This window comes from Brevundimonas sp. LPMIX5 (assembly GCF_003576505.1).
Classification (GTDB): Bacteria; Pseudomonadota; Alphaproteobacteria; order Caulobacterales; family Caulobacteraceae; genus Brevundimonas; species Brevundimonas naejangsanensis.
Genome location: NZ_QWTZ01000019.1, coordinates 20,797 through 40,880 on the forward strand (window position 1 = coordinate 20,797; position 20,084 = coordinate 40,880).

A 20,084-nucleotide genomic window follows, 5' to 3' on the forward strand; every position below is an offset into this window, starting at 1 on the left:
GGCGCCGCCCAGCCGTTGATTTTCCCGCCGGGCCGTGTATAGAGCCCGCATCTCGTCAGGGCTTCGGTTCTGATGATGCCTGTCCGAGAACTTCGGGATGCGGGGGTCGCCCGCGTCATAATCGTCCAGAGAGCCCTCTGGCGCCGTGGGGAGATGGGGATGCAAAGAGCTTTCGTCCTGCCGGTATCCGGCGGGCGGGCCGCGCTTCCTTCGGACAATACGACCGGCCTGAACGCTGTGCAGCGATGCATGGCGCTTAAGCCAAATCCGTCGTCGGGAATAAGCCCGGCGGCGAATGCCAAAACTGGAGACCACAATGGACCGCGCACAAAAAGCCGAGTCGATCGAACAGCTGAAGAGCGTGTTCGCCGACGCGGGCGCCGTGGTCGTGACCCACAACCTGGGTCTGACCGTTGTGGAGATGGAAGACCTGCGTCGTCGCCTTCGTAAGGAAGGCGGCGCGTTCAAGGTGGTGAAGAACCGTCTGGCGCTCAAGGCGCTGGGCGTCGAGGAAGGCAGCGAGTACCACGACCTGTTCAAGGGTCCCGTGGGCATCGCTTATGCAGCCGACCCGGTCACCGCCGCCAAGGTCACGGCCGAATTCGCCAAGGGGAACGACAAGTTCAACATCCTTGGCGGTTTCATGGGCGACAAGGTTCTGGACGCCAAGGGCGTCGAGGCCCTGTCCAAGCTGCCGTCGCTGGATCAACTGCGCGGCAAGCTCATCGGCCTGCTGCAAGCTCCGGCGACCAAGGTTGCTGGCGTCCTGCAGGCGCCTGCCGGCCAACTGGCCCGCGTCTTCAACGCGTACGCGACCAAAGACGCCGCCTAAGCCCCGTCATCTCTGCAAATCTCTCTGAACCTCATCCTACCGAAGGAAGACTAAAATGGCTGATCTCGCCAAAATCGTTGAAGAACTGTCGGCTCTGACCGTCCTGGAAGCCGCTGAACTGTCGAAGCTGCTGGAAGACAAGTGGGGCGTCTCGGCTGCTGCTCCGGTCGCCGTCGCTGCTGTCGCCGGTGGCGCTGCTCCGGCTGAAGCTGCTGAAGAGCAAACCGAGTTCACCGTTGTCCTGGTTGACGGCGGCGACAAGAAGATCAACGTCATCAAGGAAGTCCGCGGCGTCCGCACCGACCTGGGTCTGAAGGAAGCCAAGGACCTGGTCGAAGGCGCTCCGCAGCCGGTCGTCGAGAACGTCTCGAAGCAAGCCGCTGAAGAGCTGAAGAAGAAGCTGGAAGAAGCCGGCGCCAAGGTCGAAATCAAGTAAGATTTCGAATCTGGCCTCTGGTTCGCCAGAGACAGCTTTCAAAGCGAAACGGGCCGGAGGGAAACCTCCGGCCCGTTTTCTTTTTGAAGCGCGATTTTCTCCCTCCCTTCATGGGGAGGGTGGATGAGGCCGTCAGGCCGAAGCCGGGTGGGGGCGGCTAGGCAAATCAAACGCTGAGATCAGGGTCGCCAAGTCCTCCCCACCCGGTCTCCGCTTCGCGTCGACCACCCTCCCCATGAAGGGGAGGGAGAGGCGCGCCGCGCCTTGGTTTCTACCGCCGACGCGGGCTGAGGATGTCGCCCAGCCGATCCGGCGTGCCGGGAATGCGCTCCAGGCGCGGGTAGCGCAGGCCGTCGTGGTAGTCGAAGTCGACGGTGCGATAGCGGTCGCCGTTCTTGAGCAGCAGACGGATCTTGGCGTCGGTCCCCTTGGCGGCGGTGACGGCGTCGCGCAGTTTCTCGGCCGAGCCGGCGAGGTCGTTGACGGCCACCAGTTCCCAGCCCGGCCCGATGTCGGCCTCGAACGCGCGGCCACCCCAGCGGACGCCGGTCAGCTTGTTCGAGGACGACAGGGTGAAGCCCAGGGAATACTGGAAGTCATTGGCCCAGCCCGATTGGACGCGCTTTTCATCGGCGGTCAGGCTGTCGGTGTAGGTCAGGCGGTAGCCGCCGCGCGTCAGACCGTCGAGCGGCGCCTTGGCGTCCGGCCCGCTGGCGTCCAGACGGGTGCGCAGGAACGTCGCCCAATCGTGCGGGTGGACCGCGTTCAGCGCCGTCACAACGTCGTCGAACGTATAGCCGCGCGGCGCCCATGAGCCGTCGTCGCCGCCGAAGAAGTCCTTGGCGAAGTCGTCCAGCGACTTCTTGCCGCCCGTCGCTTCACGAATGAGCGTGTCGGCGTCCAGCCAGATCAGCAGGGCCTCGCGATAGTAGTCGCCGGTGCCGCGCATCCACGAGGAATAGGGATTGCCGGTGCGGTAGCCGAGCAGGTTGTGGTTGTTGACGTCCTGCAGCGGGCGCCATTCGCGGCCCGGCTGGTTGTCGTAAAAGGCCGCCACCTCGGCAAAGCTCGTCAGGATGTCGGCCTTGGAGGCCAGGCCTGAGCGCGCCGTCAGCACGTCGCCCCAATATTCCGTCTGCCCCTCATAGACCCACAGCAGGGTGTTCTGCGTCGGAATGTTGTGGTTGGCGGTCAGTTCGTCGGCCGGGCGCTGGCGCTTGCCGTTCCAGGCGTGGGTGAACTCGTGCGGCAGCAGGCCGACGGCGCCCATACTCTTGCCCCAGTTGGTGAAGAAGTCGGCCGGGACCGAATTCTCGGACGAGCGGTGATGCTCCAGGCCGATGCCGCCCAGCTTTGACGTCGCCGCCAGCAGGAAGTCGTAGCGGTCATAGGGGCGGGTGCCGAACAGACGGTCGGTCTGGGCGACCAGATTTTCGAACCAGCTCAGTTGCTCGGCCGTGGGGGCGAGATCCTTGGCCGTATCGGCCATGATGTTCAGGTGGACGGCGCCTTCGCCGTTCCCCCGGCGCGGGTCGATGGCGATGCGCTGGAAATGGGCGCCGCCGAACAGGGGGCTGTCGATCAGGGTGTAGAGGTCGGTCGGCGCAAAGGTCGCCAGGCCGTCGACAAAGCTTTCGGTATCCAGCGCCACGCCGTACTTCCAGCCCTGCGGCAGGCGGATCGACGGGGCGAAGGTGATGCCCGTCGAGCGATAGCCCGCCGGATAGAGCAGGGCCTTCTCCCACTGCAGATTGACCATCTCGGGGGTCATGACCACGCGCCAGGTCGAGTTGTCGGGCTGGGTCAGCCACTGGAACTCGACGGTGATCTCGCTGACGCCCTGAGGCACCTCGATGTGGAAAGCGTAGGGGTCGATGGTGTCGCGCAGCCAGTCGATGCGCCCAGAGCCATCTGAGCCGCCGCCCTGGACCTTCACGCCCGACACCAGCTGGATCGGGCCGGTCGGGGCGTGGTTGCCCGGCAGGAATTTCGGATAGAGCAGGACCAGAGGGCCGGGCGCGACCGGGATGGTCTGGCGCACGCGGACGATCTTCTTCTCGACGTCGGTGGCGTCGACCTCATAGCGGATGACGCCGGGATAGGCCTCGGCCGTCGGCGCCGGGATCGGCGGCAGGGCGCGGGGTAGGGCCAGCGGCGTGTTCTGGGGCGTCGGCGCGGTCGGCGCCTGCGGGCCGGTCCAGTCCTGGGCCAGGGCGGCGGGCGCAGCGGAGGACAGCAGCAGGGCGAGGGCGGCGGCGGGCAGGCGGTGTGTCAGGGTCATGCAGATGCTGTAGCGGCGTTTCCGCCGTAGCGCGACCTTCTCCCTCCCCTTCATGGGGAGGGTGGCTGAGGCCGTCAGGCCGAGGTCGGGTGGGGACGGCTTGGCGATCAGGGCGCAGCGCTTGAATAGCCCCGCCGCCCCCACCCGGTCTTCGCTTCGCTCCGACCACCCTCCCCATGAAGGGGAGGGATAGGCGCGGCGCTTGGCTGTTACCGCGGTCGAGGCGACAGGATGTCGCCCAATCGGTCGGGCGCGCCCTCGATCCGCTCCAGGTGCGGGTAGCGCAGGCCGTCATGGTAGTCGAAGCGCACCGTTTTGAAGACGTCGCCGTTCTTGAGGATCAGTTCGATCGGCTCGGCCGATCCCTTGGCGGCGGTGACGGCCTCCTTCAGCACGTCGGCCGAGGCCGCGCGGCCGCCGACGGCGACGACTTCCCAGCCCGAGGTCAGACCTTGCTCGAACGCGGGGCCGCCCCACAGGACGGAGGTGATCTTGTTCGACTTGTTCATCATGAAGCCGAGCGAATAGGTGAAGTCGTTGCGGCCCAGCTCTTTATACAGGGCGCCCATGTAGCCGGACGGCTCTTCCTTGAAGACCAGGCGGTAACCGCCACGCTCGATGCCGTCCAGCGGACCGCGCGAGCCGGGGCCGACCGCGTCCAGCCGCTCGCGCAGGAAGGCGGCCCAGTCGTTGGCCTCCACTCCGTTCAGGGTCGAGGTCACGTCAGCGAAGGTGTAGGGGGCTGGATCCCAGTTCCCGTCCTCGACGCCGAAGAAGGCCTTGGCGAAGTCGTCCAGCGACTGCTTGCCGCCCGTCCGCTCGCGGATCAGGGTGTCGGCGTCCAGCCAGATCAGCGAGCCCTCGCGGTAATAGTCCTCGCTGCGCTGATAGGAGCTCCACGGCTGGGGGCGGCGCTGGCTGATGATGGGGTCGTTGGTGGTGTCCTGCATGGCGCGCCACTGGCGGCCTGGAATGTTCTGGAAGCTGGCGGCGGTCATGGCCAGCACGTCCAGCGCCTGCTGCTTGCTCATCAGCCCGGCGCGGGCGGTCAGGACCAGACCCCAGTACTGCGTCTGGCCCTCATAGACCCACATCAGGGAGTTCTGCAGCGGCTCGTTCAGATTGGGCGTCAGTTGATCCGCCGGGCGGCGCCATTTGCCGTTCCAGCTGTGGGTGTATTCGTGGCCGAGCAGGTCGCGGTCGGCCAGGGTCGCTTCGCGGTCGGTGAAATACTTCACATCGGCGCTGTTCTCGGACGAGCGGTGATGCTCCAGCCCTATGCCGCCCAGCTTGTCGGTCACGGCCAGCAGGAAGTCGTAGTGGTCATAGTGGCGCGCGCCGAACAGGCGGTCGGCCTGCTGGACCAGATTGCGGTGCAATTGGATATGCTCGTCCGAGGCTTCCAGCATCTTGGCGGTGTCAGCGATGACGTTCAGCCGCACCGGCGAGCGGCCGCCTGGATCAAGGTCGAACTGGCGATAATGGGCGCCCGCGAAGACGGGACTATCGGCCAGATGCTCCAGCGTGATGGGGGCGAAGGTCGCCACGCCGTTCTCAAAGCTGACGGTGTCCAGCCCCGTGCCGTAGTTCCAGCCCTGCGGCAGTTTCAGCGTCGGCTGGAAGGTGATCTGGCGCGAATAATAGCCCGCCGGATAGAGCAGGGTCTTGTCCCACTGGACGTTGGCCATTTCGGGGGTGACGGTGACGCGGCCCTGGCCGCCCTCGATCGGCGTCAGCCATTGGAAGGCGGCCTCGACCTCGGTCACACCGGCGGGAACTTCGATCTGATAGGCCCAGGGCTGGACGGTGTTGCGCACCCATTCCAGTCGCTGGCCGTTGGCGGTGAAGGTCAGGCCGCCGACGTTGGCGACTGGGCCGACCGGACCGTGATGGCCGGGAAGCCACTGGGGATAGAAGAGGATCAGAGGGCCGGGGCCGCTGACGGGGATAGTCTGACGCACCTGGATCAGGCGGCGGTCGATGTCGGTGGCGTCGACATGCAGCTTGATAACGCCGGGATAGGCTTCGTCCCTGGCCGTCGGGATCGGCGCCAGGGCTACGGGCAGGGCGGGCGTCCCGACCTGTGCCAGAACGAACGGGCGCGCCCGTCGCCAACAAGAGGACCGAGGCGCTGGCGGCCAGGAGGAAAGGTTTCATGACGGCTATCTCAGGACGGCCGCCCCCAACGCGGCCTCAACAAGGAGGCGCAGACGACAATGTGTCGCAGGCGTCGTCAAGACGGATGACGATTCCGTGTCGGCGGGTGGCGTGACGCCGTGACTCTTATCCCGCCCATCCCGGCGGACGCCGGGATCCAGTGAGAGCCTCACACTGAGACATATCCGCCGAGCGGGACGCCTGAAGCCAAAGCACTGGGTCCCGGCGTCCGCCGGGATGAGCGGGGACTTAAGTCCGCTACCCACATTTGATGGAAGGCCGCGCACATGACGGCCGAGTCGTCAGCCCTGCGGATTCACTTCGAGCAGTTCGACCGTGAAGCGCAGCGCCGAGTTGGCGGGGATGTCCGTCCCCATCCAGCGCGAGCCGTAGGCCAGATCGGCCGGGATGACGAACTCATAGGTCTCGCCCTCGCGCATCAGGGCGACGCCCTCGGTCCAGCCCTTGATGACCCGGTTCAGGGGGAAGGTCGCGGGCTCGTTGCGTGAATAGGAGCTGTCGAACTCGCGCCCGTCGATGAAGGTGCCGCGATAGTGGACCTTGACCGTGTCGGTCGCGGACGGCTGGGCGCCGTTCGGATTGGCCTTGCTGACAAGGCGATACTGCAGGCCCGACGGGGTCGAGGTCCAGCCGCGACGCTGGCTGTTCCACATCAGATAGGCGGCCTGGCCGACCTCCCAATTCTCCTGGGTCGCGTGTCCGACCGACTCTCGCAGGCCGGGATAGCCGACATCCGACGTCGAGGCGCAGGCCGCCAACGACAGGGCGGCGAGGAGGGGCAGGGCGATGTGCTTCATAACGCAAGGCTTATCACGCTGATCGAAACTGTCACCTGCTCGCGTGCGGGGGCCTTTATTTCGCCGAAGAAGGGCGTATATATGCGCGTCCCGCAGATTCCATGAATCCCGCGCGAAAGCGCCGAGGCCCGGTTTGTCGCCCTCCGACCGGTGCGAAGGCGTCGCCCCTCCCCAAGGGGGCGGATACATCCAGGCGTCCTGATCCGCTGCGGATCGAGGGTGGACGTCGAGAGACATTTAACGGTCACGGATCGCCGGTCGGCGCGCCGTGGCTGCTGCATTGAGAGCGGGCCTCGCAAGAGGCCGCGATTGGGAAAACAGAATGGCCAAGTCCACCGACGGTCTCGCCTTGGGTAAGATCGCTGCCGCCACGTCGTTTACCGGCAAGAAGCGCATTCGCTACAGCTTCGGGCGCATCCCCGAAGCCGTGCAGATGCCGAACCTGATCGAGGTTCAGCGCGCTTCGTACGAGCAGTTCCTGCAGCGCGAGTCGCGCCCCGGTCTGCGCAACGACGAGGGCATCGAGGCGGTCTTCAAGTCGGTGTTCCCGATCAAGGACTTCAACGAGCGCGCCGTCCTGGAATACGTCTCCTACGAGTTCGAGGACCCGAAGTACGACGTTGAGGAGTGCATCCAGCGCGACATGACCTATGCCGCGCCGCTGAAGGTCAAGCTGCGCCTGATCGTGTTCGAGACCGAGGAAGAAACGGGCGCCCGTTCGGTCAAGGACATCAAGGAGCAGGACGTCTACATGGGCGACATCCCGCTCATGACGGACAAGGGCACCTTCATCGTCAATGGCACCGAGCGCGTGATCGTCTCGCAGATGCACCGCTCGCCGGGCGTCTTCTTCGACCACGACAAGGGCAAGACCCACTCGTCGGGCAAGTTGCTGTTCGCCGCCCGCGTGATCCCCTATCGCGGCTCGTGGCTGGACTTCGAGTTCGACGCCAAGGACATCGTCTACGTCCGCATCGACCGTCGCCGTAAGCTGCCGGCCTCGACCTTCCTCTATGCCCTGGGCATGGACGGGGAAGAGATTCTCAAGACCTTCTACGAGACGGTTCCGTACGAGAAGCGCGGCGAAGGCTGGGTCACGCCCTACAAGCCGGAACGCTGGCGCGGCGTGAAGCCGGAGTTCGATCTGGTCGACGCCGACACCGGCGAAGTGGTCGCCCCGGCCGGTCAGAAGATCAGCGCCCGCGCCGCCAAGAAGCTGGCTGACGGCGGTCTGAAGTCGCTGTCGCTGGCGGCTGACGCCCTGCTGACCAAATATCTGGCCTCTGACGCCGTCAACTTCGAGACCGGCGAAATCTACGCCGAGGCGGGCGATGAGCTGGACGCCGCGGCGATCGAGCTGCTGGAAGCCAACGGCTTCACCACCATCGACGTGCTGGACATCGACCACGTCACGGTCGGCGCCTACATGCGCAACACCCTGCGCGTGGACAAGAACACGGGCCGCGAGGATGCCCTGTTCGACGTCTATCGCGTCATGCGCCCGGGCGAGCCGCCGACGCCGGAAGCGGCCGAGGCCATGTTCAACTCCCTGTTCTTCGACGCCGAGCGCTACGACCTGTCGGCTGTGGGCCGCGTGAAGATGAACATGCGTCTGGAAACCCCCGAGGTTTCGGACGAAATCCGCGTCCTGCAGAAGGACGACGTGCTGAAGGTGCTGCAGATCCTGGTCGGCCTGAAGGACGGCCGCGGCGAGATCGACGACATCGACAACCTGGGCAACCGCCGGGTCCGTTCGGTGGGCGAGCTGCTGGAAAACCAGTACCGCGTCGGCCTGCTGCGCATGGAGCGCGCCATCAAGGAGCGCATGTCCTCTGTCGATATCGACACGGTCATGCCGCACGACCTGATCAACGCCAAGCCGGCCGCCGCTGCGGTTCGCGAGTTCTTCGGTTCGTCGCAGCTGTCGCAGTTCATGGACCAGACCAACCCGCTGTCGGAAATCACCCACAAGCGTCGCCTGTCGGCGCTTGGCCCGGGCGGTCTGACGCGCGAGCGCGCGGGCTTCGAAGTCCGCGACGTGCACCCGACGCACTATGGCCGCATCTGCCCGATTGAAACGCCGGAAGGCCCGAACATCGGTCTGATCAACTCCTTGGCCACCCACGCCCGCGTGAACAAGTACGGCTTCATCGAAAGCCCGTACCGTCGCGTGGTCGAAGGCAAGGCGACGGACGAGGTGGTCTACATCTCGGCCATGGAAGAGGCGAAGCACGTCATCGCCCAGGCCAACATCGACCTGAAGGACGGCGAGATCGTCGAGGAGCTGGTGCCGGGCCGTATCAACGGCGACTCCCAGCTGCTGACCAAGGCCGACGTGGACATGATGGACGTGTCGCCGAAGCAGGTCGTTTCGGTCGCCGCCGCCCTGATCCCCTTCCTGGAAAACGACGACGCCAACCGCGCGCTGATGGGCGCCAACATGCAGCGTCAGGCTGTGCCGCTGGTGAAGTCGGACGCGCCGCTGGTTGGCACCGGCATGGAAGCCGTGGTGGCCGTGGACTCCGGCGCTGTCGTGGTCGCCCGTCGTGAGGGCGTGGTCGAGCAGATCGACGGCACCCGTATCGTCGTGCGCGCCACGGGCGACGTGGAAGCCGGCCGCTCGGGCGTTGACATCTATCGGCTGTCGAAGTTCCAGCGTTCGAACCAGTCGACCTGCATCAACCAGCGCCCGATCGTGCGCGTGGGCGATGCGGTGAAGGCCGGCGACGTCATCGCCGACGGCCCGTCGACGGACCTGGGGGAGCTGGCTCTGGGCCGCAACGCCCTGGTCGCCTTCATGCCCTGGAACGGCTACAACTTCGAAGACTCGATCCTGATCTCCGAACGGATCGTGCGTGACGACATCTTCACCTCGATCCACCTGGAAGAGTTCGAGGTCATGGCCCGCGACACCAAGCTGGGCCCGGAAGAGATCACCCGCGACATCCCGAACGTCGGCGAGGAAGCCCTGCGCAACCTTGACGAGGCGGGCATCGTGGCCATCGGCGCCGAAGTCCAGCCGGGCGACATCCTGGTCGGCAAGGTGACGCCGAAGGGCGAAAGCCCGATGACTCCGGAAGAGAAGCTGCTGCGCGCCATCTTCGGCGAGAAGGCTTCGGACGTGCGCGACACCTCGCTGCGTCTGCCGCCCGGCGTCGCCGGCACCATCGTCGACGTGCGCGTGTTCAACCGCCACGGCATCGACAAGGACGAGCGCGCCATGGCGATCGAGCGCGCCGAGATCGAGCGTCTGGGCAAGGACCGCGACGACGAGCTCAAGATCCTTGAGCGCAACGTCTACGGCCGCGTGAAGCCGCTCCTGCTCGGCAAGACCGCCGTGTCCGGCCCGAAGGGTATGGGCCGCGGCGAGGTCACCGAAGAGAAGCTGGCCGAAGTGTCCAAGGGCCTGTGGTGGCAGGTCGCCCTCGACGACGAGAAGGCGATGGGCGAGTTGGAGGCCATGAAGAAGCAGTTCGAGGACGCCCGTAAGGCCCTCGACCGTCGCTTCGAAGACAAGGTCGAGAAGCTGCAGCGCGGCGACGAGATGCCGCCTGGCGTCATGAAGATGGTCAAGGTCTTCGTGGCCGTGAAGCGCAAGCTGCAGCCGGGCGACAAGATGGCCGGCCGTCACGGGAACAAGGGCGTCATCTCCAAGATCCTGCCGATCGAGGACATGCCGTACCTGGAAGACGGCACCCACGTCGACGTGGTGCTGAACCCGCTGGGCGTGCCGTCGCGCATGAACATCGGTCAGATCTTCGAGACCCACCTGGGTTGGGCCGCCGCCGGTCTGGGCAAGCAGATCTCCGGTCTGCTGGAAGCCTGGCAGCACGGCGGTCAGAAGCAGGCTCTGATCGAGCGTCTGACCGAGGTTTATGGCGCCGACACCCCGCTGCCGGACGACGAGGAAGACCTGATTGAACTGGCGAAGAACCTGTCCAAGGGCGTGCCCTTCGCGACCCCGGTCTTCGACGGCGCGCGCATCTCGGACATCGAGGACCTGCTGGAATCAGCGGGCCTGGACCGTTCGGGCCAGTCGATCCTGTACGACGGTCAGACCGGCGAGCAGTTCAAGCGTCCGGTCACGGTCGGCTACATCTACATGCTGAAGCTGCACCACCTGGTCGACGACAAGATCCACGCCCGCTCGATCGGCCCGTACTCGCTCGTCACCCAGCAGCCGCTGGGCGGTAAGGCGCAGTTCGGCGGTCAGCGCTTCGGGGAAATGGAGGTCTGGGCTCTGGAAGCCTACGGCGCCGCCTACACCCTGCAGGAAATGCTGACGGTGAAGTCGGACGACGTGGCCGGCCGGACCAAGGTCTACGAGGCCATCGTCCGCGGCGACGACAGCTTCGAGGCCGGCATCCCCGAGTCGTTCAACGTGCTCGTGAAGGAAATGCGCTCGCTGGGCCTGAACGTGGAGCTGGAAAACAGCTGATCGGATCAAGCGCCCTTCCTCGCCTCGGCGGGGAAGGGCGGTCCGCCTGTTCTCCTCTCTGAATGATTTTCGCGGGGCATTCCCGCAGAAGGAAAAAAGATGAACCAGGAAGTCCTGAACATCTTCAACCCGGTCCCGGTCACCCCGACCTTCGACCAGATCAAGATCGCCCTGGCCTCGCCGGAGAAGATCCGTTCGTGGTCGTTCGGCGAGATCAAGAAGCCGGAAACCATCAACTACCGCACGTTCAAGCCCGAGCGTGACGGCCTGTTCTGCGCCCGTATCTTTGGCCCGACCAAGGACTACGAATGCCTGTGCGGCAAGTACAAGCGCATGAAGTACAAGGGCATCATCTGCGAGAAGTGCGGCGTTGAGGTCACCCTGGCCCGCGTTCGCCGCGAGCGCATGGGCCACATCGACCTGGCCGCCCCGGTCGCCCACATCTGGTTCCTGAAGTCGCTGCCGAGCCGCATCTCGCTGATGCTGGACATGGCGCTGAAGGACGTGGAACGCGTCCTCTACTTCGAAAACTACATCGTCACCGAGCCGGGCCTGACCCCGCTGAAGCAGAACCAGCTGCTGACGGAAGACGAGTTCTATCACTATCAGGAAGAGTTCGGCGACGACGGCTTCACCGCCGAGATCGGCGCCGAGGCGGTCCGCAACCTGCTGATGGCGATCGATCTGAACGCCGAGGCCGAGAAGCACCGCGCCGAGCTGGCCGACAACCCGTCGGAGCTGAAGGCCAAGAAGGCGTCCAAGCGCCTGAAACTGCTGGAAGCCTTCATCGAGTCGGGCAACAAGCCCGAGTGGATGATCCTGACGATCGTCCCGGTCATCCCGCCGGAACTGCGTCCGCTGGTGCCGCTGGACGGCGGCCGCTTCGCCACCTCGGACCTGAACGACCTGTATCGCCGGGTCATCAACCGGAACAACCGCCTGAAGCGCCTGATCGAACTGCGCGCGCCGGACATCATCATCCGCAACGAAAAGCGGATGCTGCAGGAGTCGGTCGACGCCCTGTTCGATAACGGCCGTCGCGGACGCGTGATCACGGGCGCCAACAAGCGTCCGCTGAAGTCGCTGGCCGACATGCTGAAGGGCAAGCAGGGCCGCTTCCGTCAGAACCTGCTGGGCAAGCGTGTCGACTACTCGGGCCGTTCGGTCATCACCGTGGGTCCGGAGCTGAAGCTGCACGAGTGCGGCCTGCCCAAGAAGATGGCGCTGGAGCTCTTCAAGCCGTTCATCTACGCGCGTCTGGACGCCAAGGGCCTGTCGGGCACCGTCAAGCAGTCCAAGCGCATGGTCGAGCGTGAACAGCCCGCCGTCTGGGACATCCTGGACGAGGTCATCCGCGAGCACCCGGTTCTGCTGAACCGCGCCCCGACCCTGCACCGTCTGGGCATCCAGGCGTTCGAGCCCAAGCTGATCGAGGGCAAGGCCATCCGCCTGCACCCGCTGGTCTGTACGGCGTTCAACGCTGACTTCGACGGCGACCAGATGGCCGTGCACGTCCCGCTGAGCCTTGAGGCCCAGCTGGAAGCGCGCGTGCTGATGATGTCGACGAACAACATCCTGTCGCCCGCCAACGGCAAGCCGATCATCGTGCCGTCGCAGGACATCGTGCTCGGCCTGTACTACCTGTCGCTGGTCAAGGAAAAGCAGCCCGGCGAAGGCAAGCTGTTCGCCAACATGGGTGAAATCGACGCGGCGCTGGACGCCCGTGTCGTGACCCTGCACACCAAGATCAAGGCGCGCTGGACCGAGATGAACTCGGAAGGCGAAGTCGTGACCAAGGTGATCGACACCACGCCGGGCCGGATGAAGCTGGGCGCCCTGCTGCCGCTGAACCCGAACATCGGCTACAACCTTCTGGACAAGAACCTGACCAAGAAGGAGATCGGCAATCTGATCGATCAGGTCTACCGTCACTGCGGTCAGAAGGCGACGGTCATCTTCGCCGACCAGATGATGCAGATGGGCTTCCGCGAGGCGGCCAAGGCCGGCATCTCGGTGGGCAAGGACGACATCGTCATCCCGGCCAAGAAGGAACAGCTGGTCAACGAGACCCGCACCCAGGTCGAGGAGTACGAGCAACAGTACGCCGACGGCCTGATCACCAAGGGCGAGAAGTACAACAAGGTCATCGACGCCTGGGCCAAGGCCACGGACAAGATCGCCGATGAGATGATGGGCGAAATCGCCCAGCCGCGCGTCCTGATCAAGGGGCAGGAGCCGGACATCAACTCGGTCTTCATGATGGCCAACTCGGGCGCCCGTGGCTCGCAGGCTCAGATGAAGCAGTTGGGCGGGATGCGCGGCCTGATGGCCAAGCCTTCGGGCGAGATCATCGAGACGCCGATCATCTCGAACTTCAAGGAAGGCCTGACCGTTCTTGAATACTTCAACTCTACCCACGGCGCCCGTAAGGGCCTGGCCGACACCGCCCTGAAGACCGCCAACTCGGGTTACCTGACCCGTCGTCTGGTGGACGTGGCGCAGGATTCCATCGTCACCGAGGAAGACTGCGGCTCGACGCGCGGCATCACCCTGCGCGCCGTGGTCGAAGGCGGCGACGTGCTCGTCTCGCTGGGCCAGCGCGTGCTGGGCCGTTACGCGGCCGAGGACATCAAGGAGCCGGGCGGCGAAGTCCTGTTCCCTGCCGACACCTATCTGCAGGAAGAGGAAGTCGAGCTGATCGACAAGGTGGGCGTCCAGTCCATCAAGGTCCGTTCGGCCCTGACCTGTGAAGCCGAAACCGGCATCTGCGCGACCTGCTACGGTCGTGACCTGGCGCGCGGCACCAACGTCAACATCGGCGAAGCGGTGGGCGTCATCGCCGCCCAGTCGATCGGCGAGCCGGGCACCCAGCTGACGATGCGGACCTTCCACATCGGCGGTACGGCTCAGGTGGCGGAGACCTCCTTCTTCGAGGCGACCAACGCCGGCGTCATCAAGGTCGTCGGACCGACCGTTATCGCCGCACACGGCGACCCGGTGTCCATGAGCCGCAACGTGGTGGTCACGGTGACCGTCGACGGCAAGGACCGCGAATCCTACAAGGTGCCTTACGGCGCGCGCCTGCGCGTCAAGGACGGCGCCGAGGTGACCAAGAACCAGCGTCTGGCCGAGTGGGACCCCTACACCACCCCGATCCTGACGGAAGTCGGCGGCGTGGTGCGTTTCGAGGACCTGGTCGACGGCCTGTCCGTCAAGGAAGAGACCGACGAGGCCACGGGCATCGCCCAGCGCGTCGTCTCCGACTGGCGCGCCAGCCCGCGCGGCGCGGACCTGCGTCCGGCCATGGGCGTCACCCAGGGCGACAGCTACGCCAAGCTGTCGAGCGGTTCTGACGCGCGTTACCTGCTGCCCGTCGGCGCCATCCTGTCGGTGGCCAATGGCGACGAGACCAAGCCGGGCGACATCATCGCCCGTATCCCGACCGAGGGCGCCAAGACCCGCGACATCACCGGTGGTCTGCCGCGTGTTGCCGAGCTGTTCGAAGCCCGTCGTCCCAAGGATTGCGCGGTCATCGCCGAGATGGACGGTCGCGTCGAATTCGGTCGCGACTACAAGAACAAGCGCCGCATCAAGATCACCCCGGAGCCGGATGCCGACGGCAACCAGGGCGAAGCGGTCGAGTTCCTGATCCCGAAGGGCAAGCATATCTCCGTCCACGACGGCGATCTGATCCAGAAGGGCGACTACATCATCGACGGCAACCCGGATCCGCACGACCTGCTGCGCATCCAGGGCGTCGAAGCGCTGGCCGAGTATCTGGTGAACGAAGTGCAGGAGGTCTACCGACTGCAGGGCGTGCCGATCAACGACAAACACATCGAGGTGATCGTTCGCCAGATGCTGCAGAAGGTCGAAGTCATCGACTCCGCCGAGACGACGCTCATCAAGGGCGACCACGTCGATAAGGTCGAAGTCGATATCGAGAACGCCAAGGTCGAGAAGCGCGGCGGCCGTATCGCCACCGTGCAGCCGGTCCTGCTGGGCATCACCAAGGCGTCGCTGCAGACCCGCAGCTTCATCTCGGCGGCGTCCTTCCAGGAAACCACCCGCGTCCTCACCGAGGCTTCGGTCCACGGCAAGAAGGACACGCTGGAAGGCCTGAAGGAAAACGTCATCGTCGGTCGTCTGATCCCGGCCGGCACCGGCGCCTACCTGCGCAGCCTGCAGAAGATCGCCAACGAGCGCGACGCTGTGCTGACCCAGGCCCGCGAAGAGGCGGTCGAACCGCTTCCCGCGGATCTGGCCCTGGAGCTGGAGCAGTCGGCCGACTGATCCGGGTTCAGACCTGAAAGACTGAGGAGGGCGGCGCCGAAAGGCGCCGCTCTTTTTTGTTGGCCTGCCGCGCTCTGCGCTGCTTGAGGCTGTTTTCTCGACCTACCGCGCTCTGCGCTGCTTGAGGCCGTTGGGCGTGCGCGAGCTGAGGAGGGGCATGCGCCGAAAGCCTACTGCGGCCGCATCGGCTCGCGCGGTCCGGCGGCGCCGGGCGTCATCGGGCGGCCGGAGGCAGGGGCGCCGTCACGGCGGGTCTGGACGTTGCGGCTGGAGTCCATCTGCATCGAGGAATCCAGATGGGCGCCCGCGCAGCCCGTGCCGAAGTTGGAGCCGGGGCAGTCCTGCGGCGCCAGAACGCCGACGCCCCCGCTGAGAGGACGACGTTTGGCCTCATAGCGTTGCAGCTCGCGCGCGCCTTCGCGAGCAAAGCGCGTGTCGCGATCAGGATTTCCGCTGCCGGTGATGGGGCGCCGCGCCGCCGCTTCGGCCGCGCGCTCGTTGAAGCGCTCGTCGCAGATCACCCGTTCAGCGCGGGTCAGCAGTTCCGGCGAGCGGCAGCCGACCGGAGAGGTGCGCAGGGCGCGCGCGGTGGCGGCGGCCTGGCTTTCCGGCGTTACCTGCCAGGGATCGGCGGCCTGTTCGGCGGGCGGCGCGGGCGTGCCCTCCGGGGCCTCGCGGGCCAGGCGCGGGGCCAGCGGGGCAGGGCGTTCGACGGAGGGAAGAGCGGGCGCTGGCTGGCGGCTGACCGGACCTGCGGGGCGGACCTGCGGAGCGGGAGCTGAGGCGACCGTAGGAAGGCGAGGCCGCTCATGGGGCAGAAGAGGGCGCGGCTCTATATCCAGATAGACGACGGCAGGGGCGGTCTGGTTCAGATTCGGCGCCGGTCTGACGGTATGGAAGGCGAGGGGGGCCAGCAGCAGGCCGTGGATCACTACGGACGCGCCGATCGTCACCGCGCGTTGTCGGCCGGACTGGCGGCCCAAGCTGAATCTGTCCAGAACCGCGACGGTCATGCGACCTCCCCATCCCTCAAGGAGAACATGGCTTTGCAAGCGTGGCGATATGTGGGCGGAACGGCCGCCAGGAAGAACGGCGTACGATGAGGCGGCCGCGTCTGCGAAACCCTTGACCTGTTAATGGATCGCGCGTAGAAGCCGCGCACTTTCGAGAGGTGGGCGGTTCGCCGTTCGCTCAGATCGTGACAATCGAACGGACGGGCTGCGCCCGCCGGAACGCCCGAAGCGCGCGTTCCGGTTTTTCTGTTTGGGCGTCTCGTTCGGCTCGATAACACCCGGGCGGGGCTTCGGTCCCGTTCAAAAGAAGGCTCATGAGGCGCTCCGGTCGAAAGACACACGCCTCCACATCGAAAAGAGACGAATTCGAATGCCCACGATCAACCAGCTGATCCGCAAGCCCCGCAAACCGAAGCCGGTCCGCAACAAGGTCCCGGCCCTGGAAGGTTCGCCCCAGCGTCGCGGCGTCTGCACCCGCGTCTACACCACGACCCCGAAGAAGCCGAACTCGGCTCTGCGTAAGGTCGCCAAGGTCCGTCTGGCCAAGAACGGCGTCGAAGCCGTGTGCTACATCCCCGGCGAAGGCCACAACCTGCAGGAGCACTCGGTCGTGCTGATCCGCGGCGGCCGCGTGAAGGACTTGCCCGGCGTTCGCTACCACATCCTGCGCGGCGTGCTCGACACCCAGGGCGTCAAGGACCGCAAGCAGCGTCGTTCGCACTACGGCGCCAAGCGTCCGAAGTAATCCGCTCCTAGCGCCCTACAGATTTAAGAGGATACATCCATGTCCCGTCGTCACCGCGCTCAGAAGCGTGAAGTTCTGCCGGATCCGAAGTTTGGCGACCTGGTGGTCACCAAGTTCATGAACTACGTCATGTACGAAGGTAAGAAGGCCGTCGCCGAAAACATCGTTTACGGCGCCTTCGACATCCTGGCGGAGAAGAAGAAGGAACAGACTGCGGTCGAGACCTTCCACGCTGCGCTGGAAAACGTCGCCCCGGCCGTCGAAGTCCGCTCGCGTCGCGTCGGCGGCGCCACCTATCAGGTGCCGGTCGAGGTCCGTCCGGACCGTCGTCGCGCCCTGGCCATCCGCTGGCTGGTCAACGCTGCGCGCAACCGCGGCGAAAACACCATGACCGAAAAGCTGGCCGCCGAGTTGCTGGACGCCTCGAACAACCGCGGCACCGCCGTCAAGAAGCGTGAAGACACCCACAAGATGGCTGAAGCCAACCGCGCCTTCAGCCACTACCGCTGGTAAACGTCTTAAAACCGTCCCTGTTCTTCGGATAATGGGGCGGTCGCTAATCAGACGATCCGGCGCGGGCGTTCAGACTGAACCGCCCGCGCCGTCATATCCGACACCCCAGGGCGCTCGCGCGTCCGCGAAGCTCCCGGAAGGCAAATCGAATGCCCCGCACACATAAAATCGAAGACTACCGCAACTTCGGCATCATGGCCCACATCGACGCGGGCAAGACGACGACGACCGAGCGGATCCTGTTCTACACCGGCAAGAACCACAAAATGGGCGAGACGCACGACGGCGCGTCCACCATGGACTGGATGGATCAGGAACAGGAACGCGGCATCACCATCACGTCGGCCGCGACGACCGCCTTCTGGAAAGAGAAGCGCCTCAACATCATCGACACCCCCGGCCACGTGGACTTCACCATTGAAGTCGAGCGTTCGCTGCGCGTGCTCGACGGCGCCGTGACCGTTCTGGACGGCAACGCCGGTGTTGAGCCGCAGACGGAAACCGTCTGGCGTCAGGCCGACAAATACAAGGTTCCGCGCATCGTCTTCGTCAACAAGATGGACAAGATCGGCGCCGACTTCGAGAAGTCGGTCGAGTCGATCCGCGACCGGCTGGGCGCCAAGGCTGTGCCGATCCAACTGCCGATCGGTTCGGAATCGAACCTGAAGGGCGTGATCGACCTGGTCGAGATGAAGGCCCTGGTCTGGGAAACCGACCAAGTCGGCGCTTCCGCTGACGTGCGCGACATCCCGGCTGATCTGGCCGACGCCGCCGCCGAAGCCCGCCAGTACCTGGTCGACAACGCCGTCGAGATCGACGACGAGGCCATGGAGTCCTACCTGGGCGGCGAAGAGCCTTCGGTCGAAGTGCTGAAGCGCTGCATCCGCAAGGCCGTGATTTCAGGCGCCTTCTATCCGATCCTCTGCGGCTCGGCCTTCAAGAACAAGGGCGTGCAGCCGCTGCTGGACGCCGTCGTCGACTATTTGCCGTCGCCGGTGGACATCCCCGCCATCCCGGGCATCGACTTCAAGACCGAAGAACCGACCTCGCGTCAGGCTTCGGACGACGAAGCCCTGTCGGTCCTGGCGTTCAAGATCATGGACGACCCCTTCGTCGGTTCGATCACCTTCTGCCGCATCTACTCGGGCAAGATGGAAACCGGCCAGTCGCTGCTGAACTCGTCGCGCGACAAGCGCGAGCGCGTCGGCCGCATGCTGCTGATGCACTCGAACAACCGTGAAGACATCAAGGAAGCCTACGCCGGCGACATCGTCGCCCTGGCCGGCCTGAAGGAAACCCGCACCGGCGACACCCTGTGTGATCCGCTGAAGTCGCCGGTCATCCTCGAGAAGATGGAATTCCCGGCGCCGGTGATCGAGATCGCCGTCGAGCCCAAGACCAAGGCCGACCAGGAGAAGCTGGGCGTCGCCCTGGCCAAGCTGGCTTCGGAAGATCCGTCCTTCACCGTCTCGACCGACCACGAGTCGGGCCAGACGATCCTGAAGGGCATGGGCGAGCTGCACCTGGACATCAAGATCGACATTCTGAAGCGCACCTACAAGGTCGAAGCGACCATCGGCGCGCCGCAGGTTGCCTATCGCGAGTCCATCAGCCGCAAGGCCGAGATCGACTACACCCACAAGAAGCAGACCGGCGGTACGGGCCAGTTCGCCCGCGTCAAGCTGGTGTTCGAGCCGGGCGAGCCGGGTTCGGACTTCGTCTTCGAGTCGGCCATCGTCGGCGGCGCCGTGCCCAAGGAATACATCCCGGGCGTGGAAAAGGGCCTGAAGTCGGCCAAGGACAACGGCCTGCTGGCCGGCTTCCCGGTCATCGACGTCAAGGCGACCCTGATCGACGGCGCCTTCCACGACGTCGACTCCTCGGTGCTGGCGTTTGAAATCGCCTCGCGCGCCGCGTTCCGCGAACTGAAGGAAAAGGGCGGACCGAAGCTGCTCGAGCCGATCATGGCCGTCGAGGTCGTGACCCCGGAAGAGTACCTGGGTTCGATCATCGGCGACCTGAACGGCCGTCGCGGCATGATCCAGGGTCAGGACATGCGCGGCAACGCCGTCGTCGTGAACGCCTTCGTGCCGCTGGCCAACATGTTCGGCTATGTGAACACGCTGCGCGGCATGTCGCAGGGCCGCGCCCAGTTCACCATGCAGTACGACCACTATGAAGCGGTGCCGCAACACGTCGCCGACGAAGTGATCAAGAAGTACGCCTAAGTCCGTCTTTCCGACGGACGCACTTGAAAACGGGGCGGTTTGAGCACAAATCGCCCCATCTATCCCCAAACCCATTTGGACCCCCGTTTTGGGGATTCCAGGAGCTAGAGAATGGCCAAGGAAAAGTTCGAACGCACCAAGCCGCACGTGAACATCGGCACGATCGGTCACGTTGACCACGGCAAGACGACGCTGACGGCGGCGATCTCGATGACGCTGGCGAAGGCCGGCGGCAGCAAGGCGATGAACTACGCCGACATCGACAACGCGCCGGAAGAAAAAGCGCGCGGCATCACGATCAACACGTCGCACGTGGAATATGAGACGGCG

The 20,084-nt window shown here is 65.2% G+C and carries 12 protein-coding genes; 8 read left to right on the forward strand and 4 right to left on the reverse strand.

Features of this window, described 5'->3' with window-relative positions; all coding sequences use genetic code 11:
* The first annotated feature begins 316 nt into the window (after positions 1–316).
* Positions 317–832, forward strand: a complete 516-nt coding sequence (gene rplJ / locus D1604_RS14815; RefSeq protein WP_024355300.1) for a 50S ribosomal protein L10 — start codon at positions 317–319, stop codon at positions 830–832.
* A 55-nt stretch (positions 833–887) separates the two neighbouring features.
* Positions 888–1,268, forward strand: coding sequence for a 50S ribosomal protein L7/L12 (rplL, locus tag D1604_RS14820; RefSeq protein WP_003168523.1), 381 nt, complete (start codon positions 888–890; stop codon positions 1,266–1,268).
* 271 nt (positions 1,269–1,539) lie between these two features.
* On the opposite strand, the gene D1604_RS14825 is transcribed toward rplL, so the two are convergent.
* From D1604_RS14825 to D1604_RS14835, 3 genes are all read right to left on the reverse strand, one after another.
* On the reverse strand, positions 1,540–3,549 hold the full coding sequence (locus D1604_RS14825) for a M61 family metallopeptidase (protein WP_119413922.1): 2,010 nt from the start codon (positions 3,547–3,549) through the stop codon (positions 1,540–1,542).
* A gap of 209 nt (positions 3,550–3,758) precedes the next feature.
* Positions 3,759–5,510, reverse strand: a complete 1,752-nt coding sequence (locus D1604_RS14830; protein WP_233552135.1) for a M61 family metallopeptidase — start codon at positions 5,508–5,510, stop codon at positions 3,759–3,761.
* A 498-nt stretch (positions 5,511–6,008) separates the two neighbouring features.
* Positions 6,009–6,524 (reverse strand): FKBP-type peptidyl-prolyl cis-trans isomerase, encoded by a 516-nt coding sequence (locus D1604_RS14835; protein WP_119413923.1) that lies wholly within the window; start codon positions 6,522–6,524, stop codon positions 6,009–6,011.
* Positions 6,525–6,846: 322 nt separating this feature from the next.
* Between D1604_RS14835 and rpoB the strand changes: the two genes are divergently transcribed.
* Positions 6,847–10,962 (forward strand): DNA-directed RNA polymerase subunit beta, encoded by a 4,116-nt coding sequence (gene rpoB, locus D1604_RS14840; protein WP_024355275.1) that lies wholly within the window; start codon positions 6,847–6,849, stop codon positions 10,960–10,962.
* A gap of 99 nt (positions 10,963–11,061) precedes the next feature.
* Complete coding sequence (rpoC, locus tag D1604_RS14845) at positions 11,062–15,255, forward strand: DNA-directed RNA polymerase subunit beta' (protein WP_119413924.1); 4,194 nt, start codon at positions 11,062–11,064, stop codon at positions 15,253–15,255.
* Positions 15,256–15,425: 170 nt separating this feature from the next.
* Here rpoC and D1604_RS14850 read toward each other — a convergent pair whose 3' ends face one another.
* Positions 15,426–16,268, reverse strand: a complete 843-nt coding sequence (locus D1604_RS14850; RefSeq protein ID WP_119413925.1) for a hypothetical protein — start codon at positions 16,266–16,268, stop codon at positions 15,426–15,428.
* A gap of 370 nt (positions 16,269–16,638) precedes the next feature.
* Between D1604_RS14850 and rpsL the strand changes: the two genes are divergently transcribed.
* The 4 genes from rpsL to D1604_RS14870 form a co-directional block, all read left to right on the forward strand.
* Positions 16,639–17,013 carry a 30S ribosomal protein S12 gene (rpsL, locus tag D1604_RS14855; RefSeq protein ID WP_003165508.1) on the forward strand — a complete coding sequence of 125 codons (375 nt, stop codon included), beginning with the start codon at positions 16,639–16,641 and terminating at the stop codon, positions 17,011–17,013.
* A gap of 39 nt (positions 17,014–17,052) precedes the next feature.
* A complete protein-coding gene (gene rpsG / locus D1604_RS14860) occupies positions 17,053–17,526 on the forward strand; it encodes a 30S ribosomal protein S7 (protein WP_003168535.1) in 474 nt (157 codons plus the stop codon).
* A gap of 149 nt (positions 17,527–17,675) precedes the next feature.
* Positions 17,676–19,754, forward strand: a complete 2,079-nt coding sequence (gene fusA, locus D1604_RS14865; protein WP_024355278.1) for an elongation factor G — start codon at positions 17,676–17,678, stop codon at positions 19,752–19,754.
* A gap of 111 nt (positions 19,755–19,865) precedes the next feature.
* Positions 19,866–20,084 (forward strand): GTP-binding protein (locus D1604_RS14870; protein WP_233551951.1); only part of this gene is annotated, 219 nt, incomplete at its 3' end.